The organism is Pantoea allii (assembly GCF_046529425.1).
GTDB lineage: Bacteria > Pseudomonadota > Gammaproteobacteria > Enterobacterales > Enterobacteriaceae > Pantoea > Pantoea allii.
The window spans coordinates 3,038,992-3,060,501 of the sequence record NZ_CP125958.1 but is presented as its reverse complement, the minus strand read 5'-3'; the positions used below and the strand labels follow the sequence as shown (position 1 = coordinate 3,060,501).

General features: G+C 51.1%; 24 protein-coding genes and 2 tRNA genes. 14 read left to right on the top strand and 12 right to left on the bottom strand.

Features of this window, described 5'->3' with window-relative positions:
* Position 1: 1 nt before the first annotated feature.
* A complete protein-coding gene (mgsA, locus tag QNH99_RS14535) occupies positions 2-460 on the bottom strand; it encodes a methylglyoxal synthase (protein WP_063878989.1) in 459 nt (152 codons plus the stop codon).
* 67 nt (positions 461-527) lie between these two features.
* Positions 528-1,166 (bottom strand): DUF2057 family protein, encoded by a 639-nt coding sequence (locus tag QNH99_RS14530; RefSeq protein ID WP_063878990.1) that lies wholly within the window; start codon positions 1,164-1,166, stop codon positions 528-530.
* A 167-nt stretch (positions 1,167-1,333) separates the two neighbouring features.
* On the opposite strand from QNH99_RS14530, the gene QNH99_RS14525 reads away from it, so the two are divergent.
* Positions 1,334-1,747: a CoA-binding protein gene (locus tag QNH99_RS14525; RefSeq protein ID WP_063878991.1), complete on the top strand. Its 414-nt coding sequence runs from the start codon at positions 1,334-1,336 to the stop codon at positions 1,745-1,747.
* 33 nt (positions 1,748-1,780) lie between these two features.
* Here the strand turns inward: QNH99_RS14525 and hspQ are convergent, their stop codons facing one another.
* Together hspQ and rlmI are read right to left on the bottom strand one after the other, a co-directional pair.
* Positions 1,781-2,098 (bottom strand): heat shock protein HspQ, encoded by a 318-nt coding sequence (gene hspQ / locus QNH99_RS14520; protein ID WP_410516849.1) that lies wholly within the window; start codon positions 2,096-2,098, stop codon positions 1,781-1,783.
* Between the two features lie 60 nt (positions 2,099-2,158).
* Entirely contained in the window at positions 2,159-3,349 is a 1,191-nt protein-coding gene (gene rlmI, locus QNH99_RS14515) for a 23S rRNA (cytosine(1962)-C(5))-methyltransferase RlmI (protein ID WP_063878993.1), read from the bottom strand.
* Between the two features lie 82 nt (positions 3,350-3,431).
* Here rlmI and yccX point away from each other — a divergent pair, with 82 nt between their 5' ends.
* On the top strand, positions 3,432-3,710 hold the full coding sequence (gene yccX, locus QNH99_RS14510; protein WP_241536804.1) for an acylphosphatase: 279 nt from the start codon (positions 3,432-3,434) through the stop codon (positions 3,708-3,710).
* Here yccX and QNH99_RS14505 read toward each other — a convergent pair whose 3' ends face one another.
* Together QNH99_RS14505 and yccA are read right to left on the bottom strand one after the other, a co-directional pair.
* Positions 3,711-4,037 (bottom strand): TusE/DsrC/DsvC family sulfur relay protein, encoded by a 327-nt coding sequence (locus QNH99_RS14505; protein WP_063878995.1) that lies wholly within the window; start codon positions 4,035-4,037, stop codon positions 3,711-3,713. It abuts the gene before it with no gap.
* A 103-nt stretch (positions 4,038-4,140) separates the two neighbouring features.
* The gene (yccA, locus tag QNH99_RS14500) at positions 4,141-4,797 is read right to left on the bottom strand and encodes an FtsH protease modulator YccA (protein WP_109717257.1); all 657 of its coding nucleotides are present in this window, start codon (positions 4,795-4,797) and stop codon (positions 4,141-4,143) included.
* Positions 4,798-5,018: 221 nt separating this feature from the next.
* Here yccA and QNH99_RS14495 point away from each other — a divergent pair.
* The 3 genes from QNH99_RS14495 to agp all read left to right on the top strand — a co-directional run bounded on the left by QNH99_RS14495 (position 5,019) and on the right by agp (position 7,190).
* Positions 5,019-5,106, top strand: a tRNA-Ser gene (locus QNH99_RS14495).
* Positions 5,107-5,180: 74 nt separating this feature from the next.
* A tRNA-Ser gene (locus QNH99_RS14490) sits at positions 5,181-5,268 on the top strand.
* A gap of 263 nt (positions 5,269-5,531) precedes the next feature.
* Positions 5,532-7,190, top strand: coding sequence for a bifunctional glucose-1-phosphatase/inositol phosphatase (gene agp / locus QNH99_RS14485; protein WP_186440846.1), 1,659 nt, complete (start codon positions 5,532-5,534; stop codon positions 7,188-7,190).
* Between the two features lie 65 nt (positions 7,191-7,255).
* Here agp and QNH99_RS14480 read toward each other — a convergent pair whose 3' ends face one another.
* From QNH99_RS14480 to QNH99_RS14465, 4 genes are all read right to left on the bottom strand, one after another.
* Positions 7,256-8,629 (bottom strand): NAD-dependent succinate-semialdehyde dehydrogenase, encoded by a 1,374-nt coding sequence (locus QNH99_RS14480; RefSeq protein ID WP_109717259.1) that lies wholly within the window; start codon positions 8,627-8,629, stop codon positions 7,256-7,258.
* Between the two features lie 56 nt (positions 8,630-8,685).
* Entirely contained in the window at positions 8,686-8,916 is a 231-nt protein-coding gene (locus tag QNH99_RS14475) for a YccJ family protein (protein ID WP_063878999.1), read from the bottom strand.
* Between the two features lie 11 nt (positions 8,917-8,927).
* Entirely contained in the window at positions 8,928-9,536 is a 609-nt protein-coding gene (gene wrbA, locus QNH99_RS14470; RefSeq protein WP_063879000.1) for an NAD(P)H:quinone oxidoreductase, read from the bottom strand.
* Between the two features lie 263 nt (positions 9,537-9,799).
* Positions 9,800-9,985: a hypothetical protein gene (locus QNH99_RS14465; RefSeq protein ID WP_109717260.1), complete on the bottom strand. Its 186-nt coding sequence runs from the start codon at positions 9,983-9,985 to the stop codon at positions 9,800-9,802.
* A 77-nt stretch (positions 9,986-10,062) separates the two neighbouring features.
* On the opposite strand from QNH99_RS14465, the gene QNH99_RS14460 reads away from it, so the two are divergent.
* From QNH99_RS14460 to QNH99_RS14450, 3 genes are all read left to right on the top strand, one after another.
* Positions 10,063-10,977, top strand: coding sequence for a DMT family transporter (locus tag QNH99_RS14460; protein WP_410515523.1), 915 nt, complete (start codon positions 10,063-10,065; stop codon positions 10,975-10,977).
* A gap of 199 nt (positions 10,978-11,176) precedes the next feature.
* On the top strand, positions 11,177-11,812 hold the full coding sequence (gene rutR / locus QNH99_RS14455; protein WP_096012254.1) for an HTH-type transcriptional regulator RutR: 636 nt from the start codon (positions 11,177-11,179) through the stop codon (positions 11,810-11,812).
* A gap of 47 nt (positions 11,813-11,859) precedes the next feature.
* Positions 11,860-12,834 (top strand): metal-dependent hydrolase, encoded by a 975-nt coding sequence (locus QNH99_RS14450; RefSeq protein ID WP_410516848.1) that lies wholly within the window; start codon positions 11,860-11,862, stop codon positions 12,832-12,834.
* Between the two features lie 43 nt (positions 12,835-12,877).
* Here the strand turns inward: QNH99_RS14450 and cycA are convergent, their stop codons facing one another.
* A complete protein-coding gene (cycA, locus tag QNH99_RS14445; protein WP_096012256.1) occupies positions 12,878-14,269 on the bottom strand; it encodes a D-serine/D-alanine/glycine transporter in 1,392 nt (463 codons plus the stop codon).
* A 281-nt stretch (positions 14,270-14,550) separates the two neighbouring features.
* Between cycA and QNH99_RS14440 the strand changes: the two genes are divergently transcribed.
* From QNH99_RS14440 to QNH99_RS14430, 3 genes are all read left to right on the top strand, one after another.
* Complete coding sequence (locus tag QNH99_RS14440; RefSeq protein ID WP_410516847.1) at positions 14,551-15,246, top strand: extensin family protein; 696 nt, start codon at positions 14,551-14,553, stop codon at positions 15,244-15,246.
* Positions 15,247-16,168: 922 nt separating this feature from the next.
* Positions 16,169-16,891 carry a transcriptional regulator SdiA gene (gene sdiA, locus QNH99_RS14435; protein WP_109717264.1) on the top strand — a complete coding sequence of 241 codons (723 nt, stop codon included), beginning with the start codon at positions 16,169-16,171 and terminating at the stop codon, positions 16,889-16,891.
* Between the two features lie 122 nt (positions 16,892-17,013).
* On the top strand, positions 17,014-17,625 hold the full coding sequence (locus tag QNH99_RS14430) for an acyl-homoserine-lactone synthase (RefSeq protein ID WP_063879007.1): 612 nt from the start codon (positions 17,014-17,016) through the stop codon (positions 17,623-17,625).
* Positions 17,626-17,658: 33 nt separating this feature from the next.
* Here QNH99_RS14430 and QNH99_RS14425 read toward each other — a convergent pair whose 3' ends face one another.
* On the bottom strand, positions 17,659-17,883 hold the full coding sequence (locus QNH99_RS14425; RefSeq protein WP_013025302.1) for a DUF2594 family protein: 225 nt from the start codon (positions 17,881-17,883) through the stop codon (positions 17,659-17,661).
* 429 nt (positions 17,884-18,312) lie between these two features.
* Between QNH99_RS14425 and uvrY the strand changes: the two genes are divergently transcribed.
* The 3 genes from uvrY (at position 18,313) to pgsA (ending at position 21,414) form a co-directional block, all read left to right on the top strand.
* Positions 18,313-18,972 (top strand): UvrY/SirA/GacA family response regulator transcription factor, encoded by a 660-nt coding sequence (uvrY, locus tag QNH99_RS14420; RefSeq protein ID WP_063879008.1) that lies wholly within the window; start codon positions 18,313-18,315, stop codon positions 18,970-18,972.
* Positions 18,965-20,797, top strand: a complete 1,833-nt coding sequence (gene uvrC / locus QNH99_RS14415; protein WP_410516846.1) for an excinuclease ABC subunit UvrC — start codon at positions 18,965-18,967, stop codon at positions 20,795-20,797. Before uvrY ends, uvrC begins: the two co-directional genes overlap by 8 nt.
* 68 nt (positions 20,798-20,865) lie before the next feature.
* Positions 20,866-21,414: a CDP-diacylglycerol--glycerol-3-phosphate 3-phosphatidyltransferase gene (gene pgsA / locus QNH99_RS14410; RefSeq protein WP_063879010.1), complete on the top strand. Its 549-nt coding sequence runs from the start codon at positions 20,866-20,868 to the stop codon at positions 21,412-21,414.
* Positions 21,415-21,510 lie beyond the last annotated feature (96 nt).

The window sequence follows — 21,510 nt, the reverse complement described above, 5'->3', positions numbered from 1 at the left end:
GTTATTTCAGACGTTCAGCCAGGTAGCGTTCATAGTCTGGAATGCGTATATCGACGGACTGAGCAAACAGCGGCGACTGAATAATAAAATCGGCAGTTGCCCGATTGGTTGCAACCGGAATATTCCAAACCGTGGCCAGACGCAGCAGGGCTTTGACGTCAGGATCGTGAGGAACCGCATTTAACGGATCCCAAAAAAACATCAGTGCGTCAATTTTACCCTCGGCAATCAATGCGCCAACCTGCTGATCTCCGCCCATTGGGCCACTCAGCATCGCATTGACGTTCAGGCCGGTGTGACGGTTTATCAGATTACCCGTTGTGCCTGTCGCATAGAGAATATGGGGTTCGAGCGCTGGCTGATTACGTGTGACCCAGTCCAGCAGAGAGGCTTTGCAGTGGTCATGGGCGACCAGCGCGATATGTTTTTGTTTTCCAAGGGTACGTAGGGTGTATTCCATAACAGCATCCTGATGCAAAGGAGCAAATCGCCCGTTGCAGCAGTTTACCTCGTGCTATTTCAGACTATCAACTTGCACGCAACATTTTGACCAGATTTATAAACTGCTGACGCGTGGCCTCATCGAAACGCTGAAACCAGTGCTGAAGTGACGGAGTTGTGGTGTCAACAGACCAGGCAAGGTCGGCGGTGAGTTGTGCAGACGGGGATGGCGAGGTGAGATTGGCGAATTGCGGTACAGAAGCCGCTAATCCCATACGATTGTAATCGACCATCGCTTTTTCAACATCCGCACCGGCTGTAACAGGCAGACGGTCACGCACGCTAAAAACCTCTTTGCCTTTTTCATCCACCAGCCTGAAGGCCAGTGAACGGTCAAAATTATGACGTTCCCGTGGATTGTTGAGCTGCGGCAGGCGGATGGCAATGGTTTTTGCTTGAGCTGAGAAGGTCACAATCATCGGGACAGACTGATAGCGTTGCGCAACGGTTTTATTGTCACCCGGCTGTTGTTCCACCCGAAATAAAAACTGATGTTGACCACGCTCCAGTTCTAAACTGTCAGCCCCTTTCAGCAGTGAACCAGAAATCTTCCGACCATCTAAAACCATCAAGGTGATCTGGGGATCAAGTTTCAGGGTAATTGCAGAGCAGGATGCCGAAACGAGGAGAGCAATGAACCCCGTTACAGCCATTGACAGCTTCATTTCGACTCCGGTTGACAGTGGATGGATGTAGCAAATTCTTACATTATGGCATTAAGTTTACAATTATACATATTTATTCTAACGAAGCGGCACAATATGTCTTTGCAACTCACGTCATGAGTATCAAGGCTCATCTACAATGAAGAGCAGACTCAAAGGAGAAGCGCATGAATGATCAGACTATTCGCGACGTATTGACCCGGACAAAGCGTATTGCCTTAGTCGGTGCCAGCGATCGCCCGGAACGTCCCAGTTATGGCGTAATGAAGTATTTGCTCGACCAGGGTTATGAGGTGATTCCGGTAAGTCCTAAGCTGGCAGGCCAAACGCTGTTAGGACAAACCGCCTATGGTTCACTGGCGGAAGTCCCTGGAAAAATTGATATGGTGGATGTGTTCCGCAATTCAGAAGCGGCCTGGGGCGTGGCGCAGGATGCCATTGCAGTGGGAGCAGATACGCTCTGGTTACAGCTGGGTGTGATCAATGAGCAGGCTGCGGTGCTGGCCCAGGATGCGGGGATGACGGTTATTATGGATCGCTGCCCCAAAATTGAGATCCCACGGCTGGGTTTGGGGCATTAAATGCAGCGGCGGCAAACAGATTGCCGCCTGCTGTTAGTGACGCAAATGCGGCGCCTGAAGCTGCTGACGCACAGATGCAGCCAGTTCATCCATCGACGGCTGCTCGGGATGTTCCGGGCTGGTTTCTCCAGCAAGCTGAATTTCGGCAACGTAGGTATGTACCTGACTGCCTTGCTCATCTTCCATCACGACATGGTACCAGGGCGCGCTACGTATGGTATCGACTGCTCCGATCTCATCCAACTGTGGCTCATCTAACGCGTATTCAGGATCGACATCGACAATCACACCCAGCACGCCGGATAACCGATGACGAACCTGCTGACCAATACCAAATTTACTGGCAATCATGATGACCTCCGAAAAATACTGTCCTGCATCATAGATGGGGGCGAGGACAGTCTTTTCAAGTCACATGACGCGGCAGGCGAAACCTTTCAGGTAAAGGCCTTCCGGATAGGTGGCAATCACTGGGTGATCCGCAGCCTGACGGAATTGCTCGACAAACTGTACGTCACGGCCTGCATCCAGTGCGGCATCGGCGATGATTTTCTGGAACAGATCAGTAGCCATTAAGCCCGAGCAGGAGAACGTGAGTAACATTCCGCCGGGATTCAGCAACTGAATCGCCAGCATGTTGATGTCTTTATAGCCACGGCAGGCGCCCATAAGCTGACTTTTATTTTCAACAAACTTTGGCGGGTCCATGATGATGAGATCGAATTTCTCACCATTATCACGATAGCGGCGCAGCAGTTTAAAGACGTCATCGCGCTGGAACTGAGCACGGGAAACATCTAATCCGTTCAGCTCAACGTTTTGACGTGCCACATCCAGCGCATCCTGTGATGTATCAACGCTAATCACTTCTCTACAACCGCCCATTAACGCCGAGACGGCAAAACCACCGGTATACGAAAAGCAGTTCAGCACGCGAGCGTCTTTTGCATAGCGTCGTGTTGCATAGCGGCTGTCGCGCTGATCCAGGTAATAGCCCGTTTTATGGCCGCCCTGGATATCCACCAGCAGCTTCATATCGTGTTCCGTAATCGGCAACAGCGCGGGAGGTTGTTCACCGGTTACGGTTCCCTGCGTCAGCTCCAGCCCTTCTTTTTTACGAACCGCGACGTCGGAGCGATCGTAGATAGCGCAATCCGGAAAACACTGCTGCAACGCTGAAATAATGGCAGGGCGCTGATACTCGGCCCCGGCAGACAGCAACTGAAGCACCAAAAAGTGGCCAAAGCGATCGATGGTTACGCCCGGCAGGCCGTCGGACTCGCCGGCAATCAGGCGATAGCTGTCCAGTCCGTCGCGTGCCGCCAGCCAGTCGCGCCAGATTTGTGCTTGCTGAAAACGGCGGACAAAGAAAGCGATATCGATAGATTCGTCCTGCTGCCAGCTCCAGACGCGAGCGCGAATTTGTGACTGAGGTGAATAAGCGGCACGCGCCAGCCATTTACCATTACTGTCACAAACATCAATGGTTTCCCCCTGCTGGGCTTTACCTTCAAGACGGGCGACCGCCCCAGAGAAAACCCAGGGATGACGACGGAGCAGGGACTTTTCACGTCCCTTGGCGAGAATCAATCGAACTGTCATAGTTTGCTATGCTTACCTGAAAAAATGAGGCGCTATTGTCCAGTGGATAACGGCAAATTGCAACGAACAGCAGGAGAGAACCATGGCGATGGTGTGTTACAAAGCCTGGGTACAGGGCACCGTGCAGGGCGTGGGTTTCCGCTACAGCACGCAGGCGAAAGCCAATGCGCTCGGCGTAAAGGGTTATGCGCGTAATCTCGATGATGGCCGCGTTGAAGTGCTGGCCAGTGGTGAAGCAGAGCAGGTGGAGGCTTTAGTGGCCTGGTTAAAGGCCGGAGGGCCGCGCACGGCACAGGTGGAGAACGTGTGGGTGGAGCCGCATCAGCCCACCGACATCCCACAGCGTTTTACCACTGGCTGATTAAAGACATTTTGCGGGCTTGGGCAGGCCGGCAATTTTTGTCGCCTGTTTAGCTGGGCCCTCCGGGAACAGGCGAAACAGATAGCGGCTGTTCCCTTTCTCTTCGCCATACTTTTTCGCCATGGCTTTTACCAGCATACGTACGGCGGGCGAGGTATTAAATTCCAGATAAAAGTCACGCACAAAGTGCACCACTTCCCAGTGGGCATCAGTCATCACGATAGCCTCACTTTCCGCAATCTGCCGGGCCAGCCCTTCACTCCAGTCATGGTGGTTTTTCAAATAGCCTTCGGCATCGACAGCGATTTCGTCACCGTTGTAGTTCATCGTGCTTCCTCATCGTCATTTGGGCTGCAGTTTACCAAACTGACAGCGCAGAAAAAGCAAAAACCCCGCCGGGGCGGGGTTTTCATCGCTTCAACTGCGGCGATTAATTGCTGCGGGAAAAACCTAATATGCTTAACAGACTAACAAAGATGTTATAAAGGGAAACATAGAGGCTTACTGTGGCACGAATATAGTTGGTTTCGCCACCATGAATAATGTTGCTGGTTTCCCACAAAATCGCACCGGCAGAGAACAGGATAAACAGCGCACTGATCGCCAGGTGCAGCGCCGGAAGTTGCAGGAACAGGTTAGCCACAACGGCAACCAGTAACACCACGAAGCCCGCCATCATCATGCCGCCCAGGAAGGACATGTCACGACCTGTTGTCAGCACGTAGGCTGAACAGCAGAAGAACACCAGCGCCGTTCCCCCTAACGCCAGCGCGATCACGTCACCCATTCCCGCGGCGAGGTAGGAACTTAAGATGGGCCCCAGGCAGTAACCCAGGAAGCCCGTAAAGGCAAACGCGGCTAAAATGCCCATAGGGCTGTCAGCCAGGCGATAGGTCAGGAACATCAGACCATAGAAGCCCACCAGCATCAGAATCAAGCCGGGAGCCGGTAATGCCAGTAGCGTACTGGCGGTAGCCGTTAGCGCAGAGAAGGCAAGCGTAAGGCCCAGCAGAAAATAGGTGTTACGTAGCACTTTATGTGTGCTGAGTAATGACTGTCGCGATGATGAAGAAACTATTCTGTCCATGTTGCGCTCCTGTAAGGCAGAACACCAAATATGTGCTGAGAATACGCAGCACTATAGAGAGGGAAAAGCCGTTTTACCCTTCTTTACGCGTTAACGCGTTAATTCTTTGAGCAGAATGGCGATTTAGCCAACGAATAACGTGAATTTGGCTGTTTTTCAGGCGAACGGATTATCACAGGCTTTACATCTCCATAGGGGATGTTTATAGTGCGCGTCATTGCGGAGGGGTGGCCGAGCGGCTTAAGGCAGCGGTCTTGAAAACCGCCGATGGGAAACCATCCGAGAGTTCGAATCTCTCCTCCTCCGCCACTTCATTGACCAGTCAGGCATGAAGCGGCAAGACAGAGTAATAGCATCTTGCCTTTGCAGTAGTGTTACAATCCGGAGGGATGGCCGAGCGGCTTAAGGCAGCGGTCTTGAAAACCGCCGATGGGAAACCATCCGAGAGTTCGAATCTCTCTTCCTCCGCCACATTTTACAGGCCAGCACAGCGTGCTGGCCTGTTTCGTTTTATTCCTTCCTCCCCACCTGTCATTAATTATCTCTTCGTTTTCAGCAAACTGTACGGTTTTGAACGGCGTCCAGCATCTCTGCTATAGTCCATTAATTGTTTTTACTGTTGCCTGGCGCTTTTCGGGGGCAAGCTGAGTTACACTATTCGCCACGTCGCTCTGATGCGTGCTAATCGGTTGATAGCCAGAGTGTTTTTTTACTGAATGAATGGAATAGGCACAATGATCAAGAAACTGAGTCTTTGCGCATTGTCGGTACTTGCTGCATTACCGATTGGGACGCTGGCACACGCCGCTGACAACGATATGCAGTTACAACAGGTGCTGATGTTCAGCCGCCATAACCTGCGTGCACCGCTTGCGGATAACGGCAGCGTGCTGGCACAGTCCACGAAAAAAAATTGGCCGGAATGGGATGTTCCGGGTGGACAACTGACCACGAAAGGCGGTGTGCTGGAAGTGTATATGGGTAATTATACGCGTCAGTGGCTTGCGCAGCAGGGACTGGTTAAGAACGGCGTCTGCCCGGACAGCAACAGCGTCTTTGTTTATGCAAACAGTCTGCAGCGCACCGTGGCGACGGCGCAGTTCTTTGTGAATGGTGCTTTCCCAGGTTGTGATATTGCTGTTACCCATCAGGATGAAATGGGTAGCATGGACCCGGTATTTAATCCGGTTATCACTGAGGGTAATGAAGAATTCATCAAAAAAGCGCTGGCGGGCATGACCGCAGCCAATGAAAAACTGTCACTGAAACCCGCATTCCAGCGTCTTGAGAAGATTGTTGATTACAAATCGTCTCCCGCCTGTAACAACAAAAAGCAGTGCGATTTGAGTACGGGTCAGAACACATTTATCGCGGAAAACGGCAAAGAGCCTGGCGTCAACGGGCCACTTAAAGTGGGCAATTCACTCATGGATGCCTTTACGCTGCAATATTACGAAGGCTTCCCACTGGATCAGGTTGCCTGGGGACAAATCAAAACGCCTGAACAGTGGCAGGCGCTTTCAGCCATTAAAAATGGCTATCAGGACGTGCTGTTCACCACGCCTGATGTGGCACGCGATGTCGCTGCGCCGCTGGTGGACTACATTCGCAGCCAGCTTATCGATCAGGAAAAGTCAGACTCGCCAAAAGTCACGCTGATGGTTGGGCATGATTCCAACATTGCATCACTGCTGAGTGCGTTACAGGTTAAGCCTTATGAATTACCTGATACCTACGAAAAAACGCCGATCGGCGGGCAGGTGGTGTTTGAGCGTTGGCACGATGCGAAAAACAACAAAGATTTGCTGAAAATCGAATACGTTTATCAAACAGCCGATCAACTGCGCGATGCAGAAGTACTGAGCCTGAAGAAGCCACCTAAGCGCGTGACGCTGCAACTGGCAGGTTGCCAGACAGACGCTAACGGCTACTGCAGTTGGGATCAGTTTGCCCAAGTATTAAACAGTTCGCTTCAGGGCACAGCACTGCAGCCTGCGGCGCCGGAACAGCCCGCTGCAGCGGCGAAACCTGACGATGCAAAAGCGGCAACCGATAGTGCCGCAGCGCAAAAGGCGGAGGCTGACAAGGCCGCTGCCGATAAAGCGGCTGATGAAAAGGCCAAAGCGGATAAAGCCGCTGCTGACAAAGCCACTGCTCAAAAAGCAGCCGATGATAAGGCTAATGCTGACAAGGCGGCGGCAGAGAAGGCCGCTGCTCAGAAGGCGGCTGACGAAAAAGCCAGAGCAGATAAGGCGGCAGCGCAGAAAGCGGCTGATGATAAGGCTAAGGCTGACAGTGCTGCACCACAGGCGGGAAGCAATAATGCCACCGCCAATACTGCGCCAGCCAAAACTGAAAATGGTGATGCGAAGCAACCTGCGGCAGCGAACTGATCCTGTTCAGCACCTGAAAATAAAAAACCCCGTCAAGACGGGGTTTTTTTATGGCAACGCTATGCTCAGCCTGCAACCACAACCAGCTTTTGGTTAGCAAACTCTTTAATGCCAAGGTCGGAAAGTTCGCGCCCATAACCGGAACGTTTTACTCCGCCGAACGGAAGCTCAGCGGACGTGTCGCTTTGCGAATTAATAAACACCATGCCTGTTTCAATGGCAGAGGCCAGCTTACGACCGCGGGCAATATCCTGGGTCCACACCGAACCGCCTAAGCCGTAATGTGAATCGTTGGCTAGCGCGACCGCTTCAGCATCGTTAGCCACCACGTACATTTGCGCGACGGGGCCAAAAAATTCCTCGAAGTACGCCGGGTTATCGCGCGTAATGTTAGTCAATACAGTCGGCTGGTAGAAACAACCTACACCCGCCACGGCTTTGCCGCCGGTAATCAGCCGCGCGCCATTCGCCACCGCTTCATCAACCTGTTTTACCAGACGATCGCGTGCATCCGCGGAGGAAAGGGGGCCGAGGGTCGTTTTCTCATCCAGTGGATCGCCCAGGGTTGCTGCATTCAGCGCCGCGCTGAACTTATCAATAAAGGTGTCCGCAATTTTCTCATTGAGGATAAAGCGTTTAGCGGCAGTACAAACCTGACCGCAGTTGCTCAGTCGCGCCTGTACGCCCTGACGCACCGCCTCATCAAGATCGGCATCTTCGGTCACAACGAAAACATCATTGCCACCCAGCTCAAGCGTCGATTTTTTCAGATGTTTGCCTGCCTGCTCTGCAACAGCACTCCCGGCACGTTCGGAACCCGTAAGCGCCACGCCCTGAACACGGTCATCGGCAATGAGTTCTGCTACCTGATCGGTTGAGATAAACAGATTAGTCCAGGCCCCTTCGGGCGCACCTGCTTCCCTGACCAGTTTTTCAAACACGTCAGCACAATGCGGAACAATATTGGCATGCTTAGCCAGGACAGGGTTTCCCAGCGCCAGGTTAGGTGCCAGTACGCGCATTAACTGATAATACGGGAAGTTCCAGGGTTCAACGGCCACCAGAACACCGATAGGGTGATATTCAACCCAGGCTTCCCCGAGTTCACTGTTATAAGGTTGTGGCTTAAGAATGCGTTCAGCATTCTCGGCATAGTAACGGGCAATCTGAGAACAAATTTGTACTTCACCGCGGCTCTGGCCAATCAGTTTGCCCATTTCTTTACTGGCGATGCTTGCCAGTTCTTCCGCTCGGTCATCAATCAGGTCAGCCAGTTTTTTCAGCACCTGGAGGCGTGGCTGAATATCGCCTTTGCTCCAGTCTGAGTGGTACAGGTGATCGGCCGTTTCCAGCGCATGGCTAACTGCCGCGCTGTCGTGGGAAGGCCAGCTTTTCATTAACTGGTTGTTAGCAGGGTTGATGCTTTGATAGGAAGACATGCAGCTCTCCTTGGTCAGCGAGTAAAAAAAGCATGGCGGGATAACCCGCCACACTGTCAGACGTTTTTGCGTTCTACGGGTTTGTCGTCCCAGGTAAGGACATCCGCATCGGTTTTTTCAAATGCGCGGATTAAAACATCGTCACTGCCTTGTTGACGCCAGATTTCTTCAGCAAGGCGCTCGTCATAGTTTGCGACTTCAAAAATGGCCTCGGCAATTTCTGGCGAGGTGTGGCGCAAGCTGGCCCATTCGCCAACATGATGTGCTTTTGCCTGACTATTCGACATAGCGATCTCCTTTAGGAAGATGAGTCCTTAAGTTTTGTTGCCAGCCCGGCAACGTGTTCGCCCTGAAAACGAGCAATGATCAATTCTTCTTCCGAAGGCTGACGCGAACCATCTCCGCCCGCCAGCGTGGTGGCACCATAAGGTGTTCCGCCACGGACTTGCGAAATATCGAACATCTCTTTGGTGCCATAACCGATGGGAACGATGACCATGCCGTGATGGGCGAGGGTGGTCCAGACAGAGGTAATGGTTTGTTCCTGTCCGCCGCCTGTACCAGTGGAGGCAAATACGCTGGCGATTTTGCCGTAGAGCGCCCCGGATGCCCACAGGCCACCGGTGCGGTCCCAGAAGGTGCGCATCTGACCAGACATGTTACCGAAGCGGGTAGGCGTACCGACAATAATGGCGTCGTATTGCGGCAGTATCTCTGGCGTGGCCTCAGGCGCAGATTGCTGCGTTTTGCCGCCGACCTCTGCAAAGCGCTCGGCGTCCATGGTTTCGGGAATGCGCATAAGGTCTACCTGCGCACCCGGTACCTTGCGGGCACCTTCGGCCACGGCGTTAGCCATGGTTTCAACGTGTCCATACATTGAATAGTAAAGCACCAGAATCTTAGCCATTGATCTCTCCGGGGGGTTATTCAACACACCCAAAAGTATAGAAGAGCTTTGAGCAACTGCTGGAGAGCCGCAAGCGTAACGGTTTAAAAAACGCTGAAAATGGGCTTTTGGTGGGGTTATTGTTCTATTTCCAGGGCGATTCTTAGTGATAACTCTGTTTCTAAATGTAACTTCCCGGCTAAAAAATCACTATTTTGGTTGTTATTTAGCCATTTTGACGCTTGTGGTATACGTTTTATGACGCTATCTGTGGGTAACACTCATTAGTCAGGTATCTGACAGCCCTGGCGAACCCGGCTACGTAACAGCGCATGCTGAGCGAGCGACAGCAGCCGGATGCTGGCCCGCAATGGCATGTTGAAATCCATCACCGCGCTCGCCCCGCAGGAATAAAGCCTGTCACGACCTAATGCAACAGGTTGATTAGCCGTTTGCTGGCCTTCATTCATAGCCCGATGGCGGATGAGATTGCATTACCCGGCATCACTTACCACAATAGCGCCTGAATCAACCAGGCAGGTGAACTATGTCGGATACGACGCGCAGACTGACTCTGCGCATAACGCGTCAGGAATGGGTACTTATTTTCATAACTGTTATCTGGGGCGGGACTTTTTTAGTGGTGCATCGGGCGATGCAGCATTCCGGCCCTTTTTTCTTTGTCGGGTTGCGTTTTGCCACGGCAGCGGTATTACTGGCGCTCTTTTTTCGCCGTCATCTCACCGCCATGAGTGGAAGCGAAATCAAGGCGGGGACGCTTATCGGCCTGACCATCGCCGGTGGTTACGGTTTACAGACCTGGGGAATGCAGACCATTTCCAGCAGCCAGTCAGCCTTTCTTACCGCGTTGTACGTTCCGGTTGTGCCGCTCCTGCAGTGGTTGTTTCTGCGTCGACCACCCCGGTTAATGGCGTGGTTAGGTATTTTACTGGCATTTTGCGGTTTAATACTGGTCGCGGGACCGCAGGATGGACGCGTTGCGCTGAATCAGGGCGAGATTGCCACGCTGCTCAGTACGCTGGCGATCGCGGGCGAAATTATCCTTATCAGCCGCTTTGCCGGGCATGTTGATGTTCGTCGTGTGACCTTTGTTCAACTCACGGTCGCTTCACTGTGTGCCTTCTGCTTTATGCTTCCCAATGGAGAAACGTTGCCTGCACTGTCGACACCGTTATTACTCAGTGCAATCGGCCTGGGCGCGGCCAGTGCACTGATACAGGTGACGATGAACTGGGCACAACGTAGCGTGTCGCCCACGCGGGCGACGGTGATTTATGCCGGAGAACCGGTATGGGCGGGCGTCGTTGGGCGCATCGCGGGAGAACGTTTACCCGCCACAGCGATACTCGGTGCGGCCTTTATCGTATGCGGCGTAATAATGAGTGAACTGCGTTTAAAACGCCGCAAAGCGTTTCCCCCTTCCTCCGCGCGGGATGATTGAAGGCGACGAAGGGAAGTGCGTAAACCGCCTGAACCAATGCACCTTCTGCTACAAGAGCCGCAGAGGCCGGGATTCGCTCGGCGCTCGCTCTCTGAGCGTTACCGCCCCTGTGCTAATGCTCAGGGAAGTGTACCGCCACAAGTGGCGTAAAATCAGTGCGTTGCTATGATGCGTACAGTTAACGTGAAGGGAAAAGCCTATGAAAAAGGAAACATCAGTACCCACGCGCCGCGCAGTGGCTGTTGCAGCCAAACGGGCGGCTATTTTGGATGCCGCACTGAGCTTTTTTTCCCAGTTTGGCATTCATGGTACGCGGCTGGAAAAAGTGGCTGAACATGCCGGCGTCTCCAAAACGAATCTGCTGTATTACTATCCCTCGAAAGAAGCGCTCTATATCGCCGTGTTAAAAGAGATCCTGGATGTCTGGCTGGCACCTCTGCGCGCACTCAGTCACGATCAGGAACCTTTAAGAGCCATTCGTCATTATATTCGTCTGAAACTGGAAGTGTCCCGCGATCATCCCCAGGCATCAAGGCTGTTTTGCCTCGAAATGCTTCAGGGCGCACCCTTGCTAAAAGGTGAGCTGGCAGGGGATTTAAAAAAGCTGATGGACGATAAAACAGCGATCATACAGCGCTGGATAGCCGAAGGCCGGCTGGCGGGTATTCAGCCTCAACACCTGATTTTTATGCTGTGGGCAACCACACAGCACTATGCTGATTTTGCCAGCCAGGTCGAAGCCATCACGGGAAGCAAGCTCAGCAATCCCCTGTTTTTCGAAGAGACGGTGGAGAACGTTCAGCGCATTATTATTGAAGGTATTCGGGTGCGCTAAGAGAACGCGGCCATACTGAATACAGGAACAAACAACGGAGTGGCCTGATGGATTCTGTTTCACAATGCGTACTGGGCGCATCAGTCACCATGGCGGTGATGGGACGCCGCGTTCCGGCCTGGCAGGCAGCCCTTGTTGGAGCGATAGCGGGAACATTGCCCGATCTGGATGTCTTTATCGATCACGGTGATGCCATCAGCAATATGACGCTGCACCGCACTGAAAGTCACGCGCTGCTTTATCTGACGCTGATTTCCCCGTTACTGGCCTGGCTGGTCGCGCGGCTTTGCCGTATAGGAGCGACATGGATAACCTGGTGGCCTGCTGTCTGGCTGGCGCTTATTACCCATCCTCTTCTCGACCTGATGACGGTATACGGCACCCAGCTTGGACTGCTGCTTACCGATCATCCTTACGCCATTGGCAGCATCTATATCGTCGATCCGCTGTATACCTTACCGCTGATCGTGGGGTTATGTGTGGCGTTATGGCGGCGAAGCGATCGGGGATTACGCTGGAACTGCGCAGGTCTGGCGCTCAGTTCGGCCTATCTGGTCTGGAGTGTTGTGATTCAGCAGGTCGCAGACGGCCAAATCAAACAGTCGCTTCAACAGCAGGGCATTGCGACGAATAAGGTGCTGGTAACGCCAACGGCCTTAAATACGGTTGTCTGGCGTAGCGTGATTATCACGCCGGACCGTTATGGCGAGGCTTACTGGTCTTTGCTGTCGCCCGGTCGCCCTGTAAAGGTCACATGGCGGCCACGTCATCCTGCGTTATTTTCATCATTTAAAGGTAACGCGTTTGCAGAACGTATCGCCTGGTTTAGTCACGGCTTTTATGCCATGGGCGAGCATGATGGGCAGGTTACTATCGCCGATTTGCGGATGGGTGAAGATAACCGCTACACCTTCACGTTCGGTTTGGGCACGGCACAACAACCGGATGCTCATCCGCAACGCCTGCCGACCACTGAACGCGCGTTAAAACGCAGTTTCAGTCATATCGCTGACCAGCTATAAAAAAAGCCCGACACGTGTCGGGCTTTTGCGTTTTTAACGGCGCTTAACGGTGTTTGCGTCGGCGCAGTTGCCAGCCCACGGCCAGCAAGATAAACCACAATGGCGTCACCATTAATGCCTGGCGAGTATCGTCCTGTAGCGTCAGCAAGACCAGGATGAACACGAAGAAAGCCATGCAAACCCAGCACATGAATTTACCTAACGGCATTTTAAAGTTCGAGGCCGCATGGCGTTCCGGGAATTTTTTGCGATAGGCCAGATAGCTGCACAGGATAATGGTCCAGACGAACATAAACAGAATGGCGGAAACCGTTGTGACCAGGGTAAATACCGTCATCACATTGGGGATCAGATAAATCAGCGCCACGCCGCACAGCAAACAGAAGCAGGAAAAGAACAGGCCCGTCGTGGGGACGGCGCGTGCAGATAAACGTCCAAAAGCACGGCTGGCCACGCCCTGTTGTGACAGGCCGTACAGCATGCGGCTGGTTGAGAAAATCCCGCTGTTGGCGGATGAGGCAGCGGATGTTAATACCACAAAGTTAACGATGCTGGCGGCAGCGGGCAGACCAATCAGGACAAACATTTCCACAAAGGGACTGCGATCGGCCATCACCTCTGTCCATGGCGTGACCGACATAATCACCATCAGGGCCAGAACATAGAACATGATGACGCGTAGCGGGATGGCGTTAATCGCACGCGGTAAAACCTTGTGCGGGTCGTGTGTTTCAGCCGCAGCCGTACCGACCAGTTCAATGCCGACAAAGGCAAAAACCGCAATCTGGAAACCGGCAAAGAATCCGCTGAGTCCTTTAGGGAACATACCACCATGATCCCAGATATTACTCAGGGATGCAGTGCCGCCACCTGGCGAAGGGTAGTGCATGGAAACCAATACGATCCCGGTAATAATCAACGCGACGATGGCCACAATTTTGATAATGGCGAACCAGAATTCCATCTCACCAAACATTTTCACCGTGGCAATGTTCAACGCCAGGAAGACAAACACGCACAGCAGCGCACTCATCCAGATTGAAAAGCCGGGGAACCAGAGCTGGAAATAAGCACTGATCGCCACCACATCGGCTATTCCGGTGACTACCCAGCAGAACCAGTATGTCCAGCCGGTAAAGTATCCCGCCCACGGCCCAAGTAGGTCAGCTGCAAAGTCGCTGAAAGATTTGTATTCCAGATTCGACAGCAGTAATTCGCCCATCGCGCGCATGACAAAAAACAGCATAAAGCCAATGATCATATAGACGAAGATGATCGAAGGTCCGGCCAGGCTAATGGTTTTACCCGAGCCCATAAACAGACCCGTTCCGATAGCGCCACCGATAGCAATGAGCTGGATATGCCGGTTATGCAGATTACGCCGCAAGGTGTCTGAGCCTTGTGGGCTCTGCGTGTGATTAGATTGATCAACCATGAAATTGTCTTTCCTGTCTTGATGTTGTGTCAGCTCTGATGGCTGTTGAGGATGACTGCCTGAAATAATTTGGCATAAGATAGAGGAAGTAGGAATGAAAACGGTAATGATTTTTTAACAATATCAGACAACATTCTCATCAAAGCGGCATTTTTGTCTTATGCAGGCGTTTTTTACGTCAGATTAGGTAATCTTTCATCACCTTGTGTCATCGGCAGGGCAGACAAGGCAGCGCGCTTCTACACTTGCTCATTATTCTTGGTTTCGCCATCAGAGGCACTATGCGCACGCTTGTCCTGCTTTTCGTATTAATCGGGCTAGGGTGGATGAGTCTGCCCTGGTTGAAAGAGCATTTACCCGCACAGTTTAATCCGTTTACGCCCCTTTCGGTGACCGACGCACCTGGCTGGATGACGCGCCTGAAATTAAAGCGGCTGCAAAATGATCCCGCAGCCTGTCTGGACGTGATGCGTCGCGCAGAGCAGTCGGGATTCGTTAACTTTCGTCAACCTCCGCCCATTACAGGCCGGTGCCCGCTTGAGCATCCGCTCCGGGTGCAAAAATTTGGCACCGTTTCTCTCAACAGCAGTTTTCTGGCCAGTTGTCCGATGGCCGTTGCAGCGACTATGTATGTCGTTCACAGCAGTCAGCAGATTCTGCAGCAATCGGGCAGCAAGCTGGCGGGTATTGAGCATGTTGGCAGCTATGCGTGTCGCAATGTCTATCATCGTACTCAGGGAAGATTAAGTGAACATGCCAGCGCTGATGCCTGGGATATCACTGCCTATCGACTGACCAATGGTCAACGGCTGGTGGTGAGTAAAAACTGGCAGCAACCCGCAGATAAAGCCTTATTGCTTCATGGATTATGGCGGTCTGGTTGTGACTTTTTTGGCAATGCGCTTGGGCCAGATTATAATACGGCTCATGCCACACACTTTCATTTAGGCATGCGCGGAGCGGGTTTCTGCAGATAGTGTGCTGACGAATGCCGATGCTAATTGCTGATTTTTTATTTTTAATAAAATGCATTATCTCTTTTTTCGGATGAAATCGTTAATGATTATATTGATTTCTTTTTCTTATATTTAAAAATATACTTTCCGTCGCAGCTTTTTTGTGTGTTACGGTCGTGCTGTGATATTGATGAAGATGAAAAAGCGTCACAGTGGTGACTTGTTAGTTGTGATTAACAATTACAGCTTTTCCTGATGATTGATATCTTCTTTTTTCTTTAAAATAATCGCTGCCGGCGTGGGTTTCATATGACAATAATAACAGGCTATTATTTCAATAAAATATCCTTTCTGTTAAAGCTGCACGTTAGGTTATAAACACAATGAGAGTCTGACAGGCTTATTAATGTTATCGGGCATTCTGCCTTCCCCTAATGTAAGGCTTCCCACTAAAACCCTGACCCGTAGCATCGCCAGCAGGTTTTTTTGCGCGCTGGTGAATAGTTTTTAGCCAGCCTCTTCTTGTCTCAGTACAGTAAAAAACAGCGCTCTGGGTTTGGCTGTTATTAGGGGCAATACCACGTTTTGGGCTTGAGTGAAAACTGTCCTCAGTCAGGCTGATGCGGAAAATGTGTACATGCATTTGCGCCGATGTCATAGCGCCCTCAGGACGGATAATAAGTTGCGGATCGTAACTTATTGAGTATTATTTCTTAACAGGTGCCGTGTTAAAAGATTGAAAAAATATAAGAAAAATCTTATTATTTGGTCTGTTGCGAGCCACTCAAATCGCCTGAGGCATTCCTCTACACTCTGTTTTCACCCTTTTGCCTGTAAAATGACCTAAAGAGTGTATGAAAATAAAGCTTTTTATGATGCCATGACACAGGGTAAATTATTTTTGATGAAAAAATATCAAGCATGCAGTGGGATTTGAGGCAATATGACAAGTGAAGATTATTTTTCCTGGCGGGCTGAAACTGAAAATAAATTTCAGGCATTAGCCACGACCCAAGAATTAAAGGGGCTTTTGCAGGATTATATCCAGTCACTGGGTTTTGATTTTTTCGCTTTTTTCATCCAGCACCGCGTCCCCTTTACCCGGCCACGCGTTTATTTGCACGATACTTATCCTAAATTATGGATTAAACGTTATAAAGAACAGAATTATTATGCCATCGATCCCGTGCTACAGCTTTGTCAGCGCTCAGGAAGAGGGGTCGAATGGACGGCGGAACTGTTTAGTTGCGCAAAAGAAATGTGGCAGGACGCATGTAATTTTGGGCTACTGAGCGGATTTTCGTGTTCTGCAATGGCATCAAATCGAGCCGTTGGTATATTATCTATAGGATCAAAGCGTCCCTTTATTACTGACTGTCGGCGAGTTGAGCTCGAGGCCAGGCTGCATTTTTTGGCTGAACAAAGCTTATACTTGCTCGAACGCCTGAATGATGAAGCGCTGATGGTTCAGGGAAATGATTTTAGTCAGCGTGAGCTGGAAATTTTGAAATGGACTGCTGAAGGAAAAACCTCACAAGAAATTTCACTTATTTTGTCGATCTCTGAGCACACCGTAAATTTTTACCAAAAAAATATGAAAAAACGTTTTAATGTTTCTAATAAAACTCAAATTGCCTGCTACGCCGCAGCAATTGGACTGATTTAAATGAAAAGCAACTGCCAACTTTAGTAGTTCCCTCGTTGAGGTCACTTGTCTACCCTGCGCTGATGCGTTCTTGGGCAGACGCAAAGAAATCATTGCAAACATGGGGATGTCAGAGGCGCATGATGAAAATAGTTCAAACGCAATTAAAGGATATGCCATCCTCCTTGCTTGCCGAGCTTGGCAGTTACCGTTACAGCGTGTTTGCACGGGGTGAAGGTTGGTCGATTCCACCGCGTCTGAGCACGCCTGGTCAAGAGTATGATCGTTTTGATCGCTCTGATGTAACCTGGTTGATTGCATGGAGTGTGCGCAGTGGCATCAGTGGCTGTGCGCGGTTGATGCCCTGGACTGAACCCGAGCAAACCGAGGGTATCGTATTACCCTTTAATCATGAAAAGGTATGGGAGATGTCGCGTTTCTCGGCGCGGCTGGAAGTGGACCCTGAGTTGCCGCTTAATATTCTCTGGCATGCCGTTCAGCTTGCAGAGCTTAACGGTATTGAATTTATTATCAGTTCGGCCACGCCAATGCTGGAAAAAATGTTCGAACAGCATCAGGTCGTGTATCAGCCATTAACGCCGGGTCTGATTCAGTCTGAGGACAACCTTTTTGCCATTCGTATTCCGGTCACCCAGCCGGCACTGGCAGAAAAATATCGCGGTACACGACGATTCAGCCCGGAAGAGGTGCTTCCTTCTCTCGGCGTATCGGTTAACTGGCATCCGCATGGTTAGATGTGTGCCCCCGGATACGGGGGCAGCTTAGCGTTACTGGCGATAGGCGGCTTTGATCTGTTTGATGGTGTTGCTAAACACTTCTGCCTGCGGCATGTCACCTAAGGTTTTAACGTAGCGTTCCATATTTATAATCACTTTACCGGCATCTGCCTGGCCCATTCCTTTTAGAATCAATGTGATCATCATCTTCAGGCAAGCCACTTCATCGGATAATTTTTGCGTTTCCTGCGAGGTAGCGAAATCTTCATCGCTCATGAATGTCTCCTTGGTGGTTAACGTCGTCTTTTCAATCTGTACGCATAGCAATCCGAGAGTATATCACAGGGGATACAGCTTGCTGAGCGCATCACAAAACCAAGGATGCCGCCTCCATTTGTTCAGGTAAATTAATAAATAACGGACGGGAATAGTTGAGGGTGATGGCGCTGAGTTTTGTGAAAAAAAGTGCTATTTGAATCAATTAGATATTATTTAACTTATTGAAAATGAATATTTTTTAAATTTTTAATCTTGTCAGCCATTTTCTCATCGCTGTGAGCCGATCACCCGCCATATGAGTTGATATAAATCATTGAATACTTTCCTTACATCACCTTGTATATGGGCTTTTAATGCAAAAACGGGTATGATTGCCGCTTGCAATCGTTAAATGCTACCTCTTAATTAGCTGCGGAGTGCTTCGCGTTGATCACTGTCCTTCTTGTCGATGACCATGAACTGGTACGTGCCGGTATCCGCCGTATTTTGGAAGATATTAAAGGTCTGGTGATTGCTGGAGAAGCCTGTTGTGGCGAAGATGCCGTTAAATGGTGTCGTGCCAACCAGGTCGATGTCATTTTAATGGATATGAATATGCCCGGTATCGGTGGGCTGGAAGCCACGCGTAAAATCGTGCGCTACAATCCCGATATCAAAATTATCATGCTCACCATCCATACTGAAAATCCGCTGCCTGCGAAAGTGATGCAGGCGGGTGCTGCGGGCTATCTGAGTAAAGGCGCCGCTCCGCAGGAAGTGGTGAACGCAATTCGCTCGGTCAAAGCAGGCCAGCGCTATATTGCATCGGACATTGCTCAACAAATGGCACTTAGCCAGATTGAGCCGCAAAAAGCCGAATCTCCCTTTAGCTGTTTGTCGGAAAGGGAATTGCAGATTATGCTGATGATCACCAAGGGACAAAAGGTGACGGAAATTTCCGAGCAGCTTAATCTCAGTCCTAAAACCGTTAACAGTTACCGTTACCGGATGTTCAGTAAACTGAATATCAGTGGCGATGTAGAGTTAACGCATCTGGCCATCAGACATGGCCTGTATAATGCGGAGCCGTTAATCAGTAGTGAGTGACCTCTTTAATCCTAAAATTTTTCTGAGTACGGTCACCAGCGAGCCAGGTGTCTACCGGATGTATGATGCCTCCGGAACGGTTATCTATGTCGGCAAAGCCAAAGATCTGAAAAAGCGGCTTACGAGCTACTTTCGTACGAACGTAGGCAGCCGAAAAACCGAAGCGCTGGTGAGTAACATTCATCACATTGATGTCACCGTAACCCACACTGAAACCGAAGCGTTGTTGCTTGAGCACAATTACATCAAGCTCTATCAACCACGCTATAACGTTCTGTTGCGTGACGATAAATCCTATCCCTATATTTTTCTCAGCAGCGATGCCCATCCCCGTCTGGCTATGCACCGGGGCGCGAAACACGCAAAAGGGGAGTACTTCGGTCCTTTTCCCAATGGCTATGCCGTGCGTGAAACGCTGGCATTACTGCAAAAAGTCTTTCCGATTCGCCAATGCGAGAACAGCGTCTACCGCAACCGTACACGTCCCTGTCTGCAATACCAAATTGGTCGCTGCCTTGGGCCTTGTGTAGCCGGGCTGGTCAGCGAGGAAGAGTACGCACAGCAGACGGATTACGTGCGGCTGTTTCTGGCAGGCAAAGACGATCAGGTGCTGAATTTACTGGTCAACCGCATGGAAGATGCCAGCAACGACCTACGGTTTGAAGAAGCGGCCCGTCTGCGCGACCAGATTCAGGCCGTCAGGCGCGTCACCGAGAAGCAGTTTGTGTCTAACCAGGGCGACGATCTGGATGTGATTGGCGTGGCTTATGACGCCGGGATGGCCTGTTTGCACGTGTTGTTTATCCGTCAGGGTAAAGTGCTGGGTAGCCGAAGCTATTTTCCCAAGGTCCCTGCCGATACCGATCTGGCGGAAGTCGTGCAAACCTTTGTCGGGCAGTTTTATTTGCAGGGCAGTGAGATGCGCTCGTTGCCCAGCGAGATTTTGCTTGATTTCACCTTACCTGAGCGCGAACTGCTGTCCGAGTCACTGACGGAATTAGCCGGGCGTAGAGTGAATATTCAAAGTAAGCCTCGCGGTGACCGTGCACGCTATCTCAAGCTGGCACGAACCAATGCCGGTTCGGCATTAAAAACGCGGCTGTCCCAGCACTCGACGATTCATCAGCGTCTGACGGCGTTAGCCGAGTTTCTGGAGCTGGATAAGATTAGCCGGATGGAGTGTTTTGATATCAGTCATACCATGGGAGAGCAGACCATTGCGTCCTGTGTCGTGTTTGATCAAAACGGCCCCCTGCGCGCCGACTACCGCCGCTACAACATTAACGGCATTACGCCCGGGGATGACTATGCCGCGATGAATCAGGTGCTGCGTCGTCGTTATGGAAAAGCTATCGAGGAGGACAAGATTCCCGATGTGATTCTCATTGACGGCGGAAAAGGTCAACTGGCGCAGGCAAAGCAGGTGTTTGCCGAACTGGACGTTTCCTGGGACAAAACACGTCCGATTTTACTGGGCGTGGCAAAAGGCAGCGATCGTAAAGCCGGACTTGAAACGTTATTTTTTGAGGCAGAAGGTGAGGGCGTTTCGCTGTCGCCCGACGCACCAGCCCTGCACGTGATCCAGCATATTCGTGATGATGCTCACAATCATGCAATTTCGGGCCACCGCAAAAAGCGGGCTAAAGTCAAAAACACCAGTGCGCTGGAAAGCATTGAAGGTGTGGGTCCAAAACGACGTCAGCAGCTGCTCAAGTACATGGGCGGCCTGCAACCACTGATGAATGCATCGGTGGAGGAGATCGCGAATGTACCGGGCATATCGCATGCTCTGGCAGAAAAAATCTACTACTCGTTGAAACACTAGCATTGAAACAGGGGGGGCAATGTAGGAACATATGCCAAACACCACCCAATCCAGACAGCTACCAGCATATGCAATTTAACATTCCGACCTGTCTTACCCTTTTTCGCGTCGTTCTTATTCCGTTCTTTGTGCTGGCTTTCTATCTGCCGTTCCACTGGGCGCCATTGGTTACCGCGTTAATCTTTATTGTCGCAGCCGTAACTGACTGGTTCGACGGCTTTCTGGCGCGCCGCTGGAAGCAGACCACGCGCTTTGGTGCGTTTCTCGATCCTGTTGCCGATAAAGTTATGGTAGCCATTGCTCTGGTGCTGGTCGCGGAGTACTTTCACGCCTGGTGGATTACCCTGCCGGCTGCAACGATGATTGCGCGAGAGATCATTATCTCTGCGCTGCGCGAGTGGATGGCGGAAATTGGTAAACGCAGCAGCGTCGCCGTATCCTGGATTGGTAAAGTGAAAACAACGGCCCAGATGTTCTCACTTTTTGCCTTGCTGTGGCGTCCGGACAGCATGGTCGTCGGCGTAGGTGTTGTTGCGTTATACATTGCTGCAGTGCTGACTTTCTGGTCAATGTTCCAGTATTTGAGTGCCGCGCGTGGGGATTTGCTCGAACCGTGATCGATACGATTTAAAAAGCAGCAAACGGACGCAATGTGGGGATAATTTTATTGACTCATCGCGTCATCTCAGTAGAATGCATCGCATCGAACGGCA